At 43.0% G+C, this 18,341-nt stretch carries 15 protein-coding genes; 8 read left to right on the forward strand and 7 right to left on the reverse strand.

Going from position 1 to position 18,341, the window contains the following annotated elements; genetic code table 11:
• Nucleotides 1–189 precede the first annotated feature (189 nt).
• The 5 genes from H6G92_RS23965 to H6G92_RS23985 all read left to right on the forward strand — a co-directional run bounded on the left by H6G92_RS23965 (nucleotide 190) and on the right by H6G92_RS23985 (nucleotide 3,807).
• Nucleotides 190–1,482 carry an AmpG family muropeptide MFS transporter gene (locus H6G92_RS23965; protein WP_190896450.1) on the forward strand — a complete coding sequence of 431 codons (1,293 nt, stop codon included), beginning with the start codon at nucleotides 190–192 and terminating at the stop codon, nucleotides 1,480–1,482.
• Nucleotides 1,467–1,883, forward strand: a complete 417-nt coding sequence (locus H6G92_RS23970) for an ABC transporter permease (RefSeq protein WP_190896452.1) — start codon at nucleotides 1,467–1,469, stop codon at nucleotides 1,881–1,883. The genes H6G92_RS23965 and H6G92_RS23970 overlap by 16 nt, the downstream gene beginning before the upstream one ends.
• A 206-nt stretch (nucleotides 1,884–2,089) precedes the next feature.
• Complete coding sequence (locus H6G92_RS23975) at nucleotides 2,090–2,281, forward strand: hypothetical protein (RefSeq protein ID WP_190896454.1); 192 nt, start codon at nucleotides 2,090–2,092, stop codon at nucleotides 2,279–2,281.
• A gap of 17 nt (nucleotides 2,282–2,298) precedes the next feature.
• Nucleotides 2,299–2,874, forward strand: coding sequence for a GNAT family N-acetyltransferase (locus H6G92_RS23980; protein WP_313889991.1), 576 nt, complete (start codon nucleotides 2,299–2,301; stop codon nucleotides 2,872–2,874).
• Between the two features lie 174 nt (nucleotides 2,875–3,048).
• Nucleotides 3,049–3,807 (forward strand): HEAT repeat domain-containing protein, encoded by a 759-nt coding sequence (locus H6G92_RS23985; RefSeq protein ID WP_190896456.1) that lies wholly within the window; start codon nucleotides 3,049–3,051, stop codon nucleotides 3,805–3,807.
• A gap of 51 nt (nucleotides 3,808–3,858) precedes the next feature.
• Here H6G92_RS23985 and H6G92_RS23990 read toward each other — a convergent pair whose 3' ends face one another.
• The 7 genes from H6G92_RS23990 to H6G92_RS24020 form a co-directional block, all read right to left on the reverse strand.
• Nucleotides 3,859–4,266 (reverse strand): phosphomannose isomerase type II C-terminal cupin domain, encoded by a 408-nt coding sequence (locus tag H6G92_RS23990; RefSeq protein ID WP_190896458.1) that lies wholly within the window; start codon nucleotides 4,264–4,266, stop codon nucleotides 3,859–3,861.
• Nucleotides 4,267–4,429: 163 nt separating this feature from the next.
• A complete protein-coding gene (locus H6G92_RS23995; protein WP_190896460.1) occupies nucleotides 4,430–5,773 on the reverse strand; it encodes a PQQ-dependent sugar dehydrogenase in 1,344 nt (447 codons plus the stop codon).
• 350 nt (nucleotides 5,774–6,123) lie between these two features.
• Nucleotides 6,124–7,335 carry an EAL domain-containing response regulator gene (locus tag H6G92_RS24000; RefSeq protein ID WP_190896462.1) on the reverse strand — a complete coding sequence of 404 codons (1,212 nt, stop codon included), beginning with the start codon at nucleotides 7,333–7,335 and terminating at the stop codon, nucleotides 6,124–6,126.
• A gap of 86 nt (nucleotides 7,336–7,421) precedes the next feature.
• Nucleotides 7,422–7,976: a hypothetical protein gene (locus tag H6G92_RS24005; protein ID WP_190896464.1), complete on the reverse strand. Its 555-nt coding sequence runs from the start codon at nucleotides 7,974–7,976 to the stop codon at nucleotides 7,422–7,424.
• Nucleotides 7,977–8,690: 714 nt separating this feature from the next.
• Nucleotides 8,691–11,477, reverse strand: coding sequence for a family 10 glycosylhydrolase (locus H6G92_RS24010; RefSeq protein ID WP_190896466.1), 2,787 nt, complete (start codon nucleotides 11,475–11,477; stop codon nucleotides 8,691–8,693).
• 97 nt (nucleotides 11,478–11,574) lie between these two features.
• The gene (locus H6G92_RS24015) at nucleotides 11,575–12,915 is read right to left on the reverse strand and encodes a TIGR03279 family radical SAM protein (protein WP_190896489.1); all 1,341 of its coding nucleotides are present in this window, start codon (nucleotides 12,913–12,915) and stop codon (nucleotides 11,575–11,577) included.
• A gap of 86 nt (nucleotides 12,916–13,001) precedes the next feature.
• Entirely contained in the window at nucleotides 13,002–13,826 is an 825-nt protein-coding gene (locus H6G92_RS24020) for an undecaprenyl-diphosphate phosphatase (protein ID WP_190896468.1), read from the reverse strand.
• A gap of 448 nt (nucleotides 13,827–14,274) precedes the next feature.
• Between H6G92_RS24020 and H6G92_RS24025 the strand changes: the two genes are divergently transcribed.
• The 3 genes from H6G92_RS24025 to nadB all read left to right on the forward strand — a co-directional run bounded on the left by H6G92_RS24025 (nucleotide 14,275) and on the right by nadB (nucleotide 17,837).
• Nucleotides 14,275–15,054: a DUF3120 domain-containing protein gene (locus H6G92_RS24025; RefSeq protein WP_190896471.1), complete on the forward strand. Its 780-nt coding sequence runs from the start codon at nucleotides 14,275–14,277 to the stop codon at nucleotides 15,052–15,054.
• Between the two features lie 510 nt (nucleotides 15,055–15,564).
• A complete protein-coding gene (psbU, locus tag H6G92_RS24030) occupies nucleotides 15,565–15,993 on the forward strand; it encodes a photosystem II complex extrinsic protein PsbU (RefSeq protein WP_109011385.1) in 429 nt (142 codons plus the stop codon).
• A gap of 167 nt (nucleotides 15,994–16,160) precedes the next feature.
• Complete coding sequence (gene nadB / locus H6G92_RS24035) at nucleotides 16,161–17,837, forward strand: L-aspartate oxidase (protein ID WP_190896473.1); 1,677 nt, start codon at nucleotides 16,161–16,163, stop codon at nucleotides 17,835–17,837.
• The last annotated feature ends 504 nt before the right edge of the window (nucleotides 17,838–18,341 follow it).

An 18,341-nucleotide genomic window follows, 5' to 3' on the forward strand; every position in this document is an offset into this window, starting at 1 on the left:
GTAGTTTGTCATGTTTGCGGAAAATCACACAGCAGCTATGGTAAGTTTCGATCCTTGATAGGGATTACTTTGGAACTGCTGCCACTCGGATAATCCAAACCCTTATAGGTACTAATTACATGATATACTTTTGCATTTCCTCGCCGTATTTTATTGATATTTCCTCAAAAGAGGCAAAAAGTTGAAAATATGAGGAAAATTAAATCGCTACTAGAAGTTTTCGGTAGTCGCAAGATGGCGGCTTTATTATTTTTAGGTTTTTCATCGGGTTTACCGTTATTGTTGATCGGTAATACCTTAAAGGCTTGGATGACCGTAGAGAAGGTAGATTTAGCCGCTATTGGTTGGTTTAGCCTCGCTAGTTTACCTTATTCATTGAAGTTTCTGTGGTCGCCGTTGCTGGACAGGTTCACCCTACCAATTTTGGGACGACGAAGGGGTTGGTTAATTTTGACTCAGATTGCTTTGATCATAGCGATCGCAGTCATGGGCTTTCAACAACCGAAACAAGCATTACAGTTGCTAGCCATCAACGCCATAGTTATTGCTTTTATCAGTGCAACTCAAGATATTGCCGTTGATGCTTACCGCACCGACGTTTTAGAAAAACTAGAAATGGGGGCTGGTGCAGCCGTTTTTATCTTAGGTTATCGAATTGCCTTGTTAGTCGCAGGTGCTTTAGCCTTGATACTTGCTGACAATCTACCTTGGTCATCGGTTTATTTGTTTATGGCAGGGACGATGGTAATTGGTATTCTTGCCACCTTGTTCGCGCCGGAACCCAAGGAAATTAGCCCTCCAGCTTCTCTAAGTGATGCTGTAATCTTGCCTTTTAAGGAATTTTTTCAGCGTCAGAGCATCATCCAAGGTATTCTAATGCTTGCATTCATTACCTTATATAAGCTAGGTGATGCTTTGTTGAGCAATATGACCACGCCTTTTTTGCTGCAAACGGGTTTTACCAAAACCGATATTGGGGCAATTCAAGTAGGGATGGGATTAATTGCTACGATTGTCGGCGCTTTAGCGGGTGGATCAATTTTGAGTGCTATTGGCATCAATCGATCACTTTGGGTTTTTGGTATTCTACAAGCAGTAAGTAATTTAGCTTACTTTTTCTTAGCATACATCGGTAAAAACTACCAAGCTATGGTACTTGCCATCAATATAGAACAATTTTGTGGTGGATTGGGGACAGCAGCCTTTGTTGCCTTTTTGATGAGTCTTTGTAACCAGCGGTTTTCCGCAACTCAATATGCTTTGTTATCCAGCTTGATGGCTGTCAGCCGCGATATTCTAGCGGCCCCTGGAGGCGCGATCGCCCAAAGTACGGGCTGGCCTATATTTTTCTTAATTACCATCGCCGCCGCTGTCCCAGGACTACTCCTATTACCAGTATTTGCCCCCTGGAACCCTCAGCCAGTGGCAGTATCCAGACCAGGACTTGAGGACGAAGAAGAGGATATATGGGGAATCAAGTAGTTATTGCTGTCGGTACATTCATCCTCTTACTCACCGGTTTATTACTTGGCTATGTTCTCTCACAGTTAGTTTTGGGATTTCTACCATTTAACCTCCTAACTTTTTTCGGAACACTCAGCCTAATTTTAATTTTTGGGACACTTTATTACGTTTTATTTTGGCAGTTGCGAAGAGATCAGTCCCGCCCATCAACTCCATCAACTATAAATCAAGGGATATCAAACCAAGTAGATGATGGTGTATCTGATAGCTATCTCAAAAACAGGCTAATCGCTAAGTTATCCGGTGACACTGCTGCTGCTGAACGGTTAATTGAACAGGCAAAGGAGACTTATCCTGGGATGCCGGAGAATTGGTATTGTGAGAGAGTGCTCGATGACTTAGAGCGCGATCGCCAATAGCCCTGAAGCAGCGGGAGTGGAGAGATGAGGGGACAAGGAGATAAGGGGGACAAGGGGAATAAACCATGCCCAATACCCAATGCCCCATTCCCAATTCCCAATTCCCAATTTCCGTGTGCAGAAAATCGCTAAAATAAATCAAGAATACTTCACAAATCTTCAGCTAGGCTCTCATAAAATTTCCTAGCTCTCCCTGCAATTAAAATATGGCTATTTTTCGTCAGTATATCGCCCCCTTGCTTGTAGTTTTGGTATTTGTCTTTGCCTTAGTGGCAGTCAGCGCCCGCATCTTTTTACCCTCTGATATGGCAGCACCCGCACCAATAGAAGAGGTGGGGGTAAGTTCTCAACCCACTCCTGCTAATTTGCCACCAGCAGCACAAAACTCAGCTAGCTAAGTTAATAAACGTCAGAAGTGTCTGAGCAACTACTACCGGGGTATATTATTCGCCGTGGTTCCACATTGGATCGGGCGCTGCTGCTTAAGTTCATGCAGCGAACTTACCAGGATCTTTTTCCCAATGAGGATTTTTCTCACCTAGAACAAACAGTTAAACAATACTTTTCCAGCGATACGCCCTTGTGGTGGGTAGAAGAGGAGAGGGAGCAGGGAGCAGGGAGCAGGGAGCAGGGGGAAATTTCTCTCTTCTGCACACTTCCCCCTACACCTCTGCCTCCTCCCCATGCCCCATTCCCAATGTCCAATGCCCATCCCCCTATAGCCTGCCTTTGGGTGGGCAATGCCATAGATCAAGTGCATGGTAACCGTCATGCTCATATCTTTATCCTCTACGTTTTGCCCGAACATCGGCGGCGGGGTATTGGTAGAGCCTTGATGCAATATGTGGAAAATTGGGCTATTCAAAGAGGCGATCACCAGATTGGACTACAAGTTTTTCAATCAAATAAACCCGCATTAAATCTTTACAATCAGTTGGGTTATCAAACCCAATCCCTGTGGATGGTAAAATTCCTGAGTGCAGAAAAATAAACTATTAAGATAGCAGTAACATACTTTAGCGTCTGAGTTATTGCGATTCTCGTTTGGATAAAACTCAACGAGGGGAAAGGAAAGTGTATAATTACGCAACTAATACTTATAAAGCTTTAACTTATTGGCGCGGGGGATTATGTGTTAATCCCGAAAAGGGATTGAAATGAAATTATGTATGACGAAGACGATCTAAGCCTACTCGATATTGAGGAGGAGCTAGAAAGCCCCCTAGATAAAATAGAGCCACTAACTGCCGAATCAGTTGTGGCAAAGCCAGATCCAGAAGTGATGCTAGCCCTCCTGGAAAATCCCCAGCCCCAGCAACGCATGTTAGCAGCGCGTGCTTTTTGTGATATAGAAGATGCGCGTGCTGTCCCCCATCTGATTCGCCTGTTAAGTGATACCTGTCCCTTAGTCCGGGTGAGTGCAGCATATGGCCTCGGACGCAATCCTAGTTCAGAGGCAGTAAGTCCATTAATTGCTCAACTAAACAGTGATTGGAATGGCTATGTGCGTAAAGGCGTTGTTTGGGCTTTAGGAAACTGTCGCGATCGCCGTTCTTTACCGCCCCTAGCAGATGCCCTAAGAACTGACATTTCCGCAGTGCGTTTGTGGGCCGCTAGCGCCTTGGCACAGATGGCAGAGGTGGGTTATGAAGCAGTTATCGGGGCAATACCGCCATTAATTGAAGCCTTAGTCAAAGATCCAGTGGCAGCAGTGCGGAGCAACAGTGCTTGGGCAATTGGTCAACTGTGCCGCGAATTGCCTTCTAATGTAGTTTATGCCACAGCGATCGATGCCCTAATTCAAGCCTTTGCTGAAGACCAAGATTTAGGAGTCCGGGAAGATGCTAAAGCCTCACTGTTAGGAGTAGGTGATCCCCGTGGTTTACAGCTGATTGAAACCCTGGAACAAGAAGGGTGGTTTTGATTTGGGCATTGGGAATAGTTATTCTCCTTGTTCCCTTGTCCCCTCTAGCCTTTACTGACCCTCAGTTACAGGTTTCACCAAATTTAAGTCATAAGGACGCTCAGTATCATCTTCGCCCAAATATTCACCATTTTGAATTTCCAGAATAACTAGCGGAATATGTCCTGGATTTTCTACCTTATGTAGGGTTGCTGCGGGAACATAAGTTGATTCGTTTCGATTCAGTAATATTTCCGCATCACCACATGTCACCTTTGCTACACCTGAGACTACAACCCAATGTTCATTACGATGATAATGGATTTGCGGTTTAATACCATGCCTGGGCTTGATTTCAACACGGCTAATTCTATAGGTTTCTCCCTCCTCGATCACTTCCACTTCACCCCAATATCGTGTACCTGAATGTGGAGGCAATTCGTTGATATTCGACTGAGTATTATTTTCATTCTGAGCCATAACTAATTTCTCAACCAGATGATTATCAGTATTTTTAAGTAATCTAGCGTAAACACCATAAACCTGAGGATGGAAATGGTAGCAATATCTCTATTGATGACAAGTGCTCTAACTTGACCCCTGGTAGTGGATTCCATCCCTGAATTTCTGAATTATGAATTATTCACTCCCCCGTATACTGAATCCGATAAATCCGATTATTGGCTTCTTCTGTTAGTAGTAAACTACCATCTGGTAACACGAGTAAACCTACAGGTCGTCCCCAGGTGGTTGGTACAGAGGGATTTAGCAAAAATCCTGTGAGAAAGTCTTCGTAATAGTCTTGCGATCGCCCTTTAGCATCGAAGGGAACAAATACAATTTTATAACCAGTGCCGCGATCGCGATTCCAAGAACCACGAAAAGCAGCAAAAGCACCATTCCGGTATTTTTCTGGAAACGTTTTACCATCATAAAATTGCAAACCCAATGCTGCTGAATGCGCCTGGAACAGCACATCTGGCGTTTGGGTACGGGTTACTAAGTCGGGGCGTTTACTTTTGCCATCCGTCTTTTGCCGCGGATCTAGGTTGTTTGGTGTCAGGTAAGCATAAGGCCAACCGTAAAATGCCCCCTGTTTAACGCGTGTCAGATAGTCTGGAACCAACTCATCACCGATTCCATCCCGTTCGTTGACAGTTGTATAAAGTTCCTTAGTTACAGGATGAAAGTCTAAACCAACAGGGTTACGCAAGCCGGAAGCAAAAGTTTGCTGCTGGGAGCCATCTAAATTCATCACCTGTATCGAAGCGCGTGGTAAAGGTTCTTCATCCACATTGGTTCCTGAACCAACTGAAACATATAATTTATTACCATTGGGCGAGACAACGACATTGCGCGTCCAATGATTGTTATAACCTTGAGCAGGCAAGTCGGCGATTTTTTTCCCTTTACCTGTAATCTGGTTTTGACCTTGGCTATAGGGAAAACGTACCACAGCATCTGTGTTTCCCAGAAAAAAGGAATTACCTGCAAAAGCCATCCCAAAGGGTCTATTGAGTCCGTTGTCCCCAGTAGCAAAGGTTTCTCGAACATCGGCTACGCCGTCGCCGTTGCTGTCACGCAACAGACGAATCCGATTTCGCCCGGTTTCAGTCACTAGTACATCACCGCTGGGGGTTAAAGCTAGCCAGCGCGGAGCATCTAAGTCTTCGGCAAAGACGTTAACTGTAAAGCCTGGTGGTACGCGCAGCACCGGATTTTGCGGGATGGGCACAACCTCAGGTCGTTTGGAGGCGCTTTCTGTTGCGAAGGGTTCTGGTAAATTCTTCAGATTGATTCGGATAGGTGTGGGTGAAAGTGCTTCAGTTCGGACAATATTTTTTGGTTGTGTAGGATTCTGTGTTAGTTGAGCAGAAGGTACAGATGTTTGTGGTGTGGGATTATCTGAAGAAGCGCGAGTCTGGTTACAGGCTGCTGCCAAGGTCAGTAAAAAAACTGGCAGCAAGAAACGCGCGAGAACTTTCATGGTGGTAGACACTATACACAATTTTTCTACTCTAGACTTAAGAATTAATAATTGTCGCCAGTCTAAAGTTTGATTTTTATTGGTTAGTCAACCTAGCAAGGTACCTGCGACTAATGACTAATGACCGAAGAAAGGCAGAGGGCAGTTCTTGCTGGAGGCAGGAGGTTATAGAAAATGATTCTTTCCTCTGCTAAAAGGGTTTCAGAGCAAGTAAATTTATTTATGAACAAAGGTAAAAAATGTATTTTGAGACGCGTAACGCAAAAAATACGGTGTCCTTATTAAATCCCTTAAATTTCTTATTTATGGGGATTCCTCCTGACTTCTGCCTTCTGCCTCCTTAACAATATTTACACATATAAGCATTTGTTAGTAAATAAAAATTTTTCAAATTCTGCTGCTGGCAATGGATGACTGAATAGAAAGCCTTGCATAGAATTACAGTTGTGTTGGCGCAAAAAAGCTAGTTCTGCTTCTGTCTCTACACCTTCAGCAACTACATCTAGATTCAGATTTTGAGCCATTTGAATTAATGCCTTGGTAATGGCTGACTTCTGCGGATCAGTAGCAACATTGTGGATGAAATAACGGTCTATTTTTAATGTGTTAATTGGTAAATTTTTCAGATAAATTAAAGAAGAGTAGCCCGTTCCAAAATCATCAATCGCAATTTTTACACCCAAAGATTGCAATTTGTTCATAGTAGCGATCGCACTATTGACATCTTGCATAATCATACTCTCAGTGAGTTCTATTTCTAAGTAATGTGGCTCCAAATCATTGGTAGCTATAAAATTGACTATTTTATGAATAAAATCTGGTTGATTAAATTCAATTACTGACAGATTGACAGCAACAATCAAAGATTTAATTCCGGCATTACGCCAGCTTTTAATTTGTTTGCATACACTCTTCAAGACCCATTTACCAATAGGAACAATTAAACCTGTAGACTCTGCTAAGGGAATAAATTCTGTTGGGTAAACCATTCCCACTTCTGGACTTTGCCAGCGCAATAAACTTTCAGCAGCTACTATTTTTCCAGAAGCAATATCGACTATTGGTTGATAATAAATTTCAAATTCTTGGAAATTATGTTGTTTGATAGCACGGTGTAGGCTAATTTCTAACAACTGTTTTTTGGGAGACAAGTTGTTAATTACCGTTTGAGGGGATAAATACCTTTTTAAAGTAGCGTATTTTTCCAACCTGTTCATGATGGCACTTAATAACTCAGCCCGAGTAAATGGCTTAGTTATATAGTCATCGGCACCCATATCCATACCTTGGCGGAAGTCAGATTTGGCAGATTTGGCAGTGAGAAAAATGAAAGGAATTGTTGCCGTCGATGGATCTTGCCTTAATGCTGTTATCACGCCATAGCCATCAATTTCTGGCATCATCATATCACAGAGAATTAAATCGGGAACTTCAGAAATAGCTAAATGTACCCCGATTCTGCCATTAGGCGCAGCAATAGTTTCAAAATCCTCAGCTTCTAGCAAATCTAAAATGTTTTCACGGACTGCTTCTTCATCTTCTATTATTAAAATTTTGGGCATAATTTACCTCGATTTATATTGTATTATTTAACGTCAGAATCACAACAAATTTTGGATTAACTCCCAGATTAATTTGGACAAATATTTTACCTTTGGATATATGTACACTTTTTTAAAATTGCCATTCTTAATCTAATCCCTAGTATATTGCCAACATTCCTGACGCGATAAAAGGATTTCAATACGGGATGGAGATGACTAGCCCAGAAGCCAAGTCCTTCGAGGATTTCCCGCGCTTGATAGCTCGTGATAGCCACAATATTTTCGCTAATAAATGTATTACCAAAATTTCTGTAACTTTTACAGATGTAAATTACTGCTGGGTTGGGGGAGAGTAAATATTGCAGATGTTGTTGGCTGACAAGTAGCGTCCACCATATTTCCCAACATGGATGCTCAACTACATCTTGTGGCTGTAGTTCCCCAAAACCGAGTGCTGTTTGGTTAACTTTTAGCACGATCCCCTCTGTTATCAGCAACCCGGTAAACTGGAAGGTGCCGTTGAAGATGGCGCGAAATCGTCTTTCACTCTCACGCAATGATACTTCTGCTTGTACAGGGGAAGTACTATTCACAGAAACTCCAATGAGGCAAGCCGGTTTGTCGTGTCTGTCAGTACTATAGCGCGTGCTAGTAACCATTTGTACTTGGGTAATTGTCTCTTAAAGAGAATCTGATGTGTTATCTCAAAGGAACTAATACTAGCGTTACCTCTAGTTTTATGTGTTTTTTGTGCCATTGCTTGATAAATACTTTCAGAGTTGACGAGATGAAAAATTTGATCTTGGTTATCTACAAATGCCAGTAAATCCAAGTGCTAGCGTATCAGTAATAGCACTGAGACTACTTTTGAAAATTATGACGTTGGACATGTCATGATCAAGGTATGCATAACTTCATAAATATTGGCTGTTTTCAAGCCAGTGAATGAAGCTAAAAGCCTTACCATATAATGCTTGATGAAGTGATCTAAGACCTGTAAACATAAAGAAAACAAGACACTTTTAAACCGTGCTGCCATCAGTGCAATCGCATCTAATAGTGGTGTTTCCGGCACAACCATCAGCGGCTAACAGTCAATTGTTTACCCTAAGCTTTATAGCCTTACAAGTTGAGGTAAGGCTTGCATTGATTTTTCCGATAGCTATTATTAAAAATATAGTTATCTAAAACTCCTTACTTAAGTATTTTCTAATATTTTGACGCCAAACAAGTAGTAATATTTGGCATGTAAATACAGCACAAACTGTGTTAAGAATTACAAACTAGCTTATATCCAGCTAGTTGAGGGCATGAGGAATTTTTATTTTTCTTTTACTCCTATGCCTCTCTGCTCCTCTACTGCTCTATATTCACTAAGGACGTAACTGCACCCGCCGTTCGCCGTAACGTAATAGCCTTTCTATAGTTACAAGCCGATTTTCCCAAACTTTGACTTGATAGGAATTTGACTTAAGCTCTTGGCTCATCAATACCCGAAATTGAGACTGGAACCGAGTTAGAGAGGCTTTTGCCACTAGTAACTTACTAGGAGAAGGAGAAGCAGCAAGCTGATTTAAAGCACTGCGTAAAACTTCTGCCTGGTTGTTAAAATCTGATATTCTCTGAGCAGGTCTTTGTAGTTGGTCATTTTGGAAAACAAATTTCCATTCCCGTTGCAGCGCGGTGTAACGGATAGCGGCAGTTTGAAAAGGCTGGCGGTGAGGAATAGGTTCACTTTTCGTGGATGTTGTGGATTGAACCCTACCTTGGGTGCTAATAAAGAGTTTTTGTAGCTCGTTGTTAAAATTCTCTGCGGCAAAGAGAGCATAACCACTAACTGGCAAGTCCCTTACCAACTGGAGTTGATCGAATGTTCCAACAGTTGGCAAAGAAAGTAAGCGAATTCCCGGCACTAACAATGTAGCTCCCAATTGTTTAGAGGCGATCCAAGGTTGGGCTAGACGTTGGAAGCGGGAAGTATCCAGAGCATAAGTCATGGGAACAATTAAATCTACATCCCCCCGCCTTGCCCAAGTTTCCCAGTTTTGTTGAATTTTCTGAATCCGCTCTAGTTCCGGTAAAGGAAATACTGCAACCGACAAAATCAAATTCGGTCGTTTTTGTCGCAACTGCTGTGATACTTGGGCGACAAAGCTATCAACTTGCTCGGTGCGAAATGTCGTCCACTTTTGCCACAGTTCTGGTTGACTGGGAGAAATATTTATCGGATCTACACCAGTAAGTTGCTGAAACTGTGCTCTTGCAGCTTTGCCATAGCCGTAGATTCGGCCTGCTGATGGATCTTGAAAGGGGTAGCGAATGTAGTCTAGCTGTAGACCATCCACGTCATAGCGAGTAACGATTTCCTCGTATAGCTTGAGTAAGTACTGCCGCACTTCGGGGTTGGCCGGGTCAAAGAATGGCTTGCTCTGACCAACGGGAATCATATTGCCAAGGTTATCGTAGTTTGCCCAATCGGGATGAGCCGCCAGTACTGGCCCTGGATAATCAGGATTAACGTTGATAATCTGATTGTGGCGTTGGTTACCAGCAGCAAAAGTCCAAACCCAAGCGTGTAATTCCATGTCGCGCTCATGGGCTAATTTCACTGCATCTTCCAGTGCGTCCCACCCACGAATTAATGGGTTTTGCTCTTTTGCTACTTGGCTCGGATAAATGGTATAGCCAGCATTAACAGTTTCAAAGAAGACAGTATTAATCCCAGCTTGGGCTAGGCGATCAAAAATCTGGGCTAGCCCCGCCTTGCTACCAGCACGAACAATCGTTCCTCTATCTAACCAAACTGACCGGATTTCTGGTTGAGCCAGTCTCTGATCAACAGGAAACTGCTGCCACAAAATCGTCTTCGCTAATAACCACTGCTGACGAGCCAGAGCGTAATTTTTTTGTGCAATCAATTGGGGTAAGTTTCTGGAAATTACCCTTACCTGTGCCAAGGCTTGGTCTTTACTGATGGCTAGCCCCCCCAATTTAGTTGAGGCCAATTGCATTGGCTGCTCCTTGACAGATTGGGAGGTGTAGGTGTCCAAATGCCTAGAGGACTGCTTTTCCTCAGATATCCCAACGCCTTCGTTAGCCGCATCTGCTGACACCGCTAGATGAGCGCTTTCCACGCGACCAATCAGATTTTCTAGCTCTTGCTGGAGAGCGATCGCTTGGTTGTTGTCAATCGGCTCATTGGAGTTGGGTGCAACATCTAAACGCACTGCTTGTTCCAACTGGTCAATAGCTTCTTGGGAACTTGGGGGTTTGACTGTAGGAAGTGCTCTTGGTATGGGAGCAGTGGCAGTTTTAAGAGGAGGAGATGAGAAAGATGAGGGAGATGAACTGCCCCCCTGCTGCCTTGGTGCAGCCGCCACTGTTGTAGAACAGTTTGGCGAACCTCCTGCTATTTTTTTCATACGATTCGATGGTGCTGGTGCTGTCAAATAGTGATTGATAGCAGCTTTTAACCAAGCATTATCTAACCCAACTGCTGAAGCTGTATCTGTTCCCCAACGCCAGCCCAAAAAGGTGGAACGCTCAGTTGTCACTACTGCGGCAGGATTATCTTTTGAATTCCACACAGCAGGAGATTGAGTGCCCATATCATTAGGAATCACAACGCCGCCGCGCACTTTGCCAAAGAGTTCAGTTTGATTTGCCCATTCTGGGATCTTGGTTTTTGTGGGTTTAATCTGTTCTGTATCACTGAGGCTAAATCCCCAATAACCTCCCAAAAGCGATCGCAATAACTGGCGCACTCCTGGGGATGACAGACTACCTACAGGGCCGCTGGCAATCAAGCGCCCTCCCTTACTCATCCATTCTTCTAGAGCGATCGCTTGGGTTGGCGTTAATGTCTCGACGTTTGGCAAAAATAATACCCGGCGATCGCCCCAATCTCTCCCACTCTTGACATCAGTTAGAGGAATTACACAATATTTCACTCCTATTGCCTGTAAGCGATCAGTTATCCCTGTCCATTGATTCGCATTTTCTTGGCTATGTACTATGCTCAATACAGGTTCTTCAGTCGCCGCCGTTACTGGCAAAATACGAAAACTATTTAGAATTAAAAAATTAAAACTTAAAATGAAGAATCCGGCTTTTTTTATTTGTGAATTTGCCTTTTTATGATTTTTTTCCTGATTCTTCACTACTGACTCCTCAGTGGATTAGCTATTAAGTATTACTTCTTATTTATCATCCAGCATAACAATAAATTACCTCCGAAAAACAACTGATCTTTGATAACTAAACTTGAGCAAAATTGGAAATGCATGTTTTGATTAAATCTTCAACTCCTGCTACTGGAAAAATTTTTATATTTAGTCTACCAGACAATTCCTCAATACTCATATCATCTAAAAACACTAATTCGCCATTTTTTAACATGACATTCGGTAGCAAAATGCCATCGCCTAAATCTTGCCCTTCTAAATTTAAAAGCAAATCATGACCAGTTAGTAATCCTGTTACACTGATGGTTTGTCCCCAATAATCACTACATAAAGCCCGCATATTGACTTCTAAACCTTCAACAAAATTTAAGCGTTTCAAAATAGGTTGAAATGCTTTTTCTACGGCGTTGCCTACTATCCAAGTGAACTTTCTCTGAGGATATACTTTTGGCGGTAGTAATTCTGCCGCAACAGTAGCAAATTGCTTGATAAATAATTGAATCGAACCAACTCCATTATCAATTTGGGGATATTCTTCATATTCAGATTCGCTGGGTAATTCCTCACCTGCAATCAAAAACCACTCATCGGCTAACCAAACAACGCTAGAAGCAAATTGTTGGCGAAATTGCCGCGAGAGCATTTGCACTTGTGAAATTACTTCTTTTGCTTTTTCTCTACTTACGGGTATGAGTTCGTCTTCTGAAGGCCGAAACCGTGTCAAGCCAACTGGCACAACTGCCACGGATGCAACCGCAGGCACTTCACCAGTATGAAAGGACGCTAAATCTTTGAGAGTTTGTTCCAGATGTTTGCCATCATTTATACCAGGACAAACTACTACTTGAGCATGAATCTGTAGTCGTCTTTCTTGAAACCACTTGAGTTGTTGCAAGATTTGCCCCGCACGCGGATTTTTCAGCAGTCTAATTCTTACTTCAGCCTCCGTCGCATGAACAGAAACATACAACGGAGACAAGCGCATTTGCTCAATCCGCTGCCATTCTCTTTCTGGCAAATTGGTGAGGGTAAGATAAGAACCGTACAAAAAGCTTAGACGGTAATCATCATCTTTTAAGTACAAACTGGTGCGCTTACCTGGTGGCTGTTGGTCGATAAAGCAAAATGGACAGCGGTTGTTGCACTGAATTAAGCCATCAAATAGGGCAGTTTCAAATTCTAGCCCTAAGTCTTGGTCGTAATCTTTTTCGATTTCCAGGCTATGAGTTTTACCAGCAGCGTCTAAAACTTCTAATTCCAAAACTTCATCAGCACACAAAAACTGATAGTCAATTAAATCGCGGGGACGTGTACCATTGATAGCAACGATCGCATCACCAGCCTCAAAGCCAATCTCTGCGGCTATTGAGTCTGGAAGAACCTTGGTAATTCGAGCAGGATTAATGGTAGTCATGGGGGATTGGCTAAACAGGGTATGGGGCATCGGGCATTAGTCATTTACTTTGGACTAATGACCAATGACTAATGACTATTATGGAATTATCCTTTCCAACCTGCTGCGATCGCAGCTAAAATCGCACTGCCGAATGCTAATCTATACCAAACAAAAACCAAAGTGTTTTTGGTTTGTAAGTACTTGATCAAGAATGCAATTGATAGGTAGGAAAAAATAAACGTTGAAATAATCCCTACAATCAACAGTCCAACAATGTTATCTGGTAACTGTTGGGCTTGAAATAACTTGAATATTTTCAAACTCTTATACAGAGTAGCAATGGTAAGAGTTGGAAACCCTAACAAAAAGGAGAATTTCGCTGCTGTATCGCGTTCTAATCCTAAAAATAAGGCAGTCGTCAACGTCGATCCAGAACGAGAAACGCCCGGAATTAAAGCAAGGGTTTGTCCTAATCCAACTAAAATACCATCCCGAATTTGCAATGAATTGAAATCTCGCTTGCGAGTGCCAATTTTTTCTGCTAAACCTAGTAGAAGCGCCATAATAATTGACATAATGGCAATAATTAATGCACTCTCTGGAAGAATATCTTTCAAAAGAAAACCGACAATTAAAGCAGGCATTGTTCCTACTAAAATACCTACAAGAATTTTCCATTCTTCACGTTGCCAGTCTTTCTCTTTTAGTGCTTCGATCCCACCTTTGACAATACTATAAATAAGCGACCAAAAATATCCCAGAATTGCTATAACGCTACCAAATTGAATTGCATCAACAAAATCTTTAGACCCTAGTTCTTTCCAACCAAATACCTTTGTCACAATCAGAAGATGTGCAGTGCTGCTAATTGGCAGGAACTCTGTAATACCTTGGACAATACCCAAAATAAAAGCTTGAATAAACTCCATATGTAATTAGTACCTTTTTCTTGTTCTACACATCATTGTTTAGCTGATGATGTTGCTTTATATACTCTCCACTGCACCCAATCTTGTAGAAAATTCAACTTTACTGATTAATAACATCATCAAAGACGCTGGCCATGTTCTTATACCCACCTCAATAAGTCAACGAAATTTTGGTAATTCATCAAACTTTAATATTTAACGGACTGATGCTATTGACTTTTTAACCTTTAAATTGCATCCCTCACCTCTTTGTAGTCTTTCATTTACAAGGAACTACAGGGGAGTTCTATACGTAGTGCAAATTTAGGGAATTAGTCTGGCGCAGAATGTTTTGTTTAGTTTGCGCCAGTACTCCCTGAAATTTCAGTATAATTACAATGCCCTAGGGGGGGATTTTAAAATGTGATATCTTAAATAAGATAAAGTTTAGTAACAAATATTAAAAACTTTGATTAATAATACACTGTCCTCCTACACTGCTTCTACCCCTTCTATTGATACCGAGTTGGATTTAGCTGATACTGGGCAGAATGGTATCAGGCAATTAGAATCTACACTTTCCTCTTCTCCCTCTCTTCCCTTATCTATTTCTGCCCGACAAAGTTGGTTAGTGTTTGCGGCGGCGGTGTTTTTAGTAACAGTACCAGTATTTGTAGAAGCACCAATAGTGCGATCGCTACCAAGTCTCAGTTTAGCGCTGGCAGCGTTTTGGGTGTGGCTAAGTTTTACTTTAATGTCACGTCCTGCAACTTATGTATGGGGGGATTTGCTCTTAGGATTTAGCTGGAGTTGGTTAGCAGGAGCGATTTACTGGGGCTGGTTACGTTGGGAACCTGTATGGCATCTGCCAGTGGAGTCTATAGGATTACCGTTTGCTTGCTGGTGTTTGGCGAAGAATTGGGGCAAGGTGGGTAACTGGTTTTATTTAGGTTCTTTACTAGGTACAGTCTTAACCGACGTATATTTTTATTTAGCAGACTTGATGCCCTATTGGCGGCAAATTATGAGAGTAGATGCAGATGGCGCACCACAAATCTTGCAAAATGCTCTCATGCAAGTACAAGCGCCTTGGGGACAAAGTTGGGCCATAGTTCTCGCCTTAGTCTTGTTGACAGTCGGGATTTTACCTTTAGGTCTAAAGCAAAGACACTGGTATGCCTTTAGTGGCGCGGTTTTAAGCACAATTTTGGTAGACAGCCTATTTTTGTTAGCTGCGATCGCGGCTTGAAGAAGGCAGGAGACCGGAGGTTGTAATGATCGTGCAGGCTTCTCTTACCGAAACTTTTTCCAGGCCAGTCTACGGCACATCAAAAATGATGCTGTAGATAATTAATTTGTTAAGAAATATTACATAATAGCCTATCAGCATCAAGTCTTTTTGCTAGGGTTTTCGGTATTAGACATCGCACGGTTTTGTGTATGCTTGGGAAGTAGAATCAGCTACCCTGAAAAGATTTCGTCTAGCTGGGAATGCTACCGGGATCATTGATAAAAGTCTATTGCAGTTATGCAAGCACTCTTACCATGATGAAAATTTTTGGTAAAAGTACAGTCAAACCTAGTAACGGTAAATATTGTGGATATTAATACGCTGTATATTAGTTTCTGATGACTGCTGTGTTGATTAAGCTATCAGGTTTCGTCCTTTGTCTTTGGCACTCTGACTAATGACTAATGACTGCTGACGGCTGTTAGCTTAAAACTTTTATTTCTGTTTGATGGAAAGAGGTAGAAAATCGTGAAAGGATTGGCGCGTTTATTAACAGTGTTTAGTTTGTTACTTAGTTGCTGGGGATGGCTGGGAACAACTCAGATAGCCCAAGCTGCTAGTTTCAACAGTTTTGCTTTTCCTCAAGTCCCAATTCTGGCAATTGAGCGGCAAAATCGGGCAGATGCGAAGCTAGGAACGGAATTTGGTAAAAAAATTGATTTGAATAATACCAACGTCCGAGCTTTTCAACAGTATCCAGGGCTTTATCCCACCCTGGCGAAGAAAATCATCACGAATGCTCCCTACCAAAAAGTAGAGGATGTATTGGATCTTCCAGGATTGAGCGATCGCCAGAAACAAACCCTGCAAGCCAACTTGGATAAGTTCACGGTGACAGAACTAGAGCCTGCCTTCAACGAGGGAGACGATCGCTTTAACAACGGCATCTACAGATAACTGCACGTTGCAATTAACGTAGCAAATAGCAGCCCACTCCTGATTTTAGGGAGTGGGACATGATATGAGTTATGAATTAGGAGTTATGAGTTAGGAGTTATGACTTTATTAACTCCTCACTTCTAACTCCTCACTTCTAACTCCTCACTTCTAACTCCCCAATTACCTTGCCTCAGATAGATATTCCTAGCCAATTTGATGTCTTAGTAGTCGGCGCTGGTGCCGCTGGACTATACACAGCATTGTGTCTACCAGAGTCCTTGCAAGTCGGTTTGATTACTAAAGAAACCGTTGCTTTGTCCGCCAGTGATTGGGCGCAAGGTGGCATTGCCGCAGCGGTTGCCCCGGAAGATTCTCCCTCGCTACACATTGAAGATACAATCCGGGCAGGTGCAGGTTTGTGCGATCGCACTGCTGTAGAATTTCTCGCCCAACATGCTCCGAATTGCATTCAATCCCTAGTTAACTTGGGGGTAGCTTTTGACCGTCATGGTCAAACCTTGGCTTTAACTTTAGAAGCTGCCCATTCTCGCAACCGCGTTCTCCACGCAGCTGACACCACAGGGAGGGAAGTGACCACTACCCTCACTACCCAAGTATTACGCCGCCAGAATATTCAAGTCATTCAGCAAGCTTTGGCTTTGAGTTTGTGGCTCGAACCCGAAACTGGTCGCTGTCAGGGAATAAGCCTGTTTTATCAAGGTGCAATTACATGGGTAAGGGCTGGTGCTGTGGTATTGGCAACTGGCGGTGGTGGTCAGGTATTTGCCCAAACTACTAACCCGGCTGTAAGTACGGGTGATGGAGTAGCGATCGCAGCTCGTGCTGGGGCTATCCTCCGCGATTTGGAATTTGTGCAATTTCACCCCACTGCCCTCACTAAACTTGGTGCCGATCGCTTTCTCATTAGCGAAGCTGTACGCGGCGAGGGGGCACACCTTGTCGATAACGAAGGGCGGCGTTTTGCCTTTGATTACCACCCTGCGGGTGAACTCGCACCCAGAGATGTGGTCAGTAGAGCAATTTTCAGCCATTTACAACGTACCGCCCTTGATTTGGCCACTGCCCATGTGTGGTTGGATATGCGCCCCATCCCCGCCGACAAGATTCGTCACCGCTTTCCCAATATCATCAAAGTTTGTCAGCATTGGGGCATTGATGTCTTCCATGAACCAATTCCTGTGGCGCCTGCTGCCCATTACTGGATGGGTGGGATTGTTGCGGATCTAATGAATCGCACAAATATCCCCGGTTTATACGCGGTGGGTGAAACCGCTAGTACTGGGGTGCACGGAGCGAATCGCCTTGCCAGTAATTCTCTGTTGGAATGTATTGTGTTTGGGGCCCAGATGGCTAATATTGAGTTGGAAAATATTGGGCTGCCGTCAGAAACACCAGTGCTGCCATTACGGAAATTTAGTCCTGATGCTAGTGAGTGGCAAATCCAGCAAGCACAGCTAGAAGTACTTAGGGAAAAGTTACCACGTCTAGTGTGGGAAAGTGCTGGTATTTGTCGGGAACAATCAAGGTTGGAAACTGCGATCGCTACTATCGAATCTTGGCAGCAAGATTTCGCTATCTTGCCTTTAAGTCAATTCTTGCTTGCTTTACGTCCCGCAGAACCAGCTAGTTTTGACCTACCAGATGTTGAACGGCAATTGGCACTTTGGGCAGAAACCCGCAATTTATTAGATGTGGCTGATTTAATTCTTAAAAGTGCTGCTTTTAGAACCGAAAGCCGAGGCGGACACTACCGTTTAGATTATCCTCAACCAGACCCAAATTGGCAAGTCCACACACTTATACAAACACATCATTGGTGGAAATCTCCGCTATTGTCTTGATTGAAGTTTCCAGAACAGGCTTTTAGTAAAAGTTTTTAATCCCTTCTCCTGTGGTCGCTGCTGCACATAGCAGACTTTAAGAGTAGGGGTATGACGCTCTATGACTCGCTAACACTGGGTCATCGCTCTAATCCCAAGGAATAACGTTATCGACGGAAATCCTGAACCACTCTGGTCTTCTCCCAAGGGGAGACGCGAAGCAATGTGGTGTCCAAAACATGAGCTGCTTCATCCCGCTGCTCTACCACAATCTAAAATCCAAAATTGCTATCAGCGGGTGCCGCTACCATGCTGACTGTCGGGACCACCATAATTCGGTGGGATATACATGTCTTTTGAATTTTGAGAATTGTCTTTGCGGGCAATTAAGGTATTGCTAAGCTAATCGGCATTTAAGCTGCATAATATAAATGCAGAATAGATTGAAATTAACTATGCCACCACCAGCCAAAAACTTTTTAACTTCGGAACAAATTACTCAGCTACAGCAGGCTCTTAAGGAGA

Source organism: Nostoc foliaceum FACHB-393, assembly GCF_014698505.1.
Taxonomy (GTDB): domain Bacteria; phylum Cyanobacteriota; class Cyanobacteriia; order Cyanobacteriales; family Nostocaceae; genus Nostoc; species Nostoc foliaceum_A.

Bases quoted from the DNA above. Each gene is read 5' to 3' on its own strand.
- H6G92_RS23990 (WP_190896458.1), bottom strand. From the start codon at position 4,266: ATGGCTCAGAATGAAAATAATACTCAGTCGAATATCAACGAATTGCCT.
- H6G92_RS24005 (WP_190896464.1), bottom strand. From the start codon at position 7,976: ATGGTTACTAGCACGCGCTATAGTACTGACAGACACGACAAACCGGCT.
- H6G92_RS23975 (WP_190896454.1), top strand. From the start codon at position 2,090: ATGGCTATTTTTCGTCAGTATATCGCCCCCTTGCTTGTAGTTTTGGTA.
- H6G92_RS23970 (WP_190896452.1), top strand. From the start codon at position 1,467: ATGGGGAATCAAGTAGTTATTGCTGTCGGTACATTCATCCTCTTACTC.
- H6G92_RS23965 (WP_190896450.1), top strand. From the start codon at position 190: ATGAGGAAAATTAAATCGCTACTAGAAGTTTTCGGTAGTCGCAAGATG.
- H6G92_RS24015 (WP_190896489.1), bottom strand. From the start codon at position 12,915: ATGACTACCATTAATCCTGCTCGAATTACCAAGGTTCTTCCAGACTCA.
- H6G92_RS24000 (WP_190896462.1), bottom strand. From the start codon at position 7,335: ATGCCCAAAATTTTAATAATAGAAGATGAAGAAGCAGTCCGTGAAAAC.
- H6G92_RS24020 (WP_190896468.1), bottom strand. From the start codon at position 13,826: ATGGAGTTTATTCAAGCTTTTATTTTGGGTATTGTCCAAGGTATTACA.
- H6G92_RS23985 (WP_190896456.1), top strand. From the start codon at position 3,049: ATGTATGACGAAGACGATCTAAGCCTACTCGATATTGAGGAGGAGCTA.
- H6G92_RS23995 (WP_190896460.1), bottom strand. From the start codon at position 5,773: ATGAAAGTTCTCGCGCGTTTCTTGCTGCCAGTTTTTTTACTGACCTTG.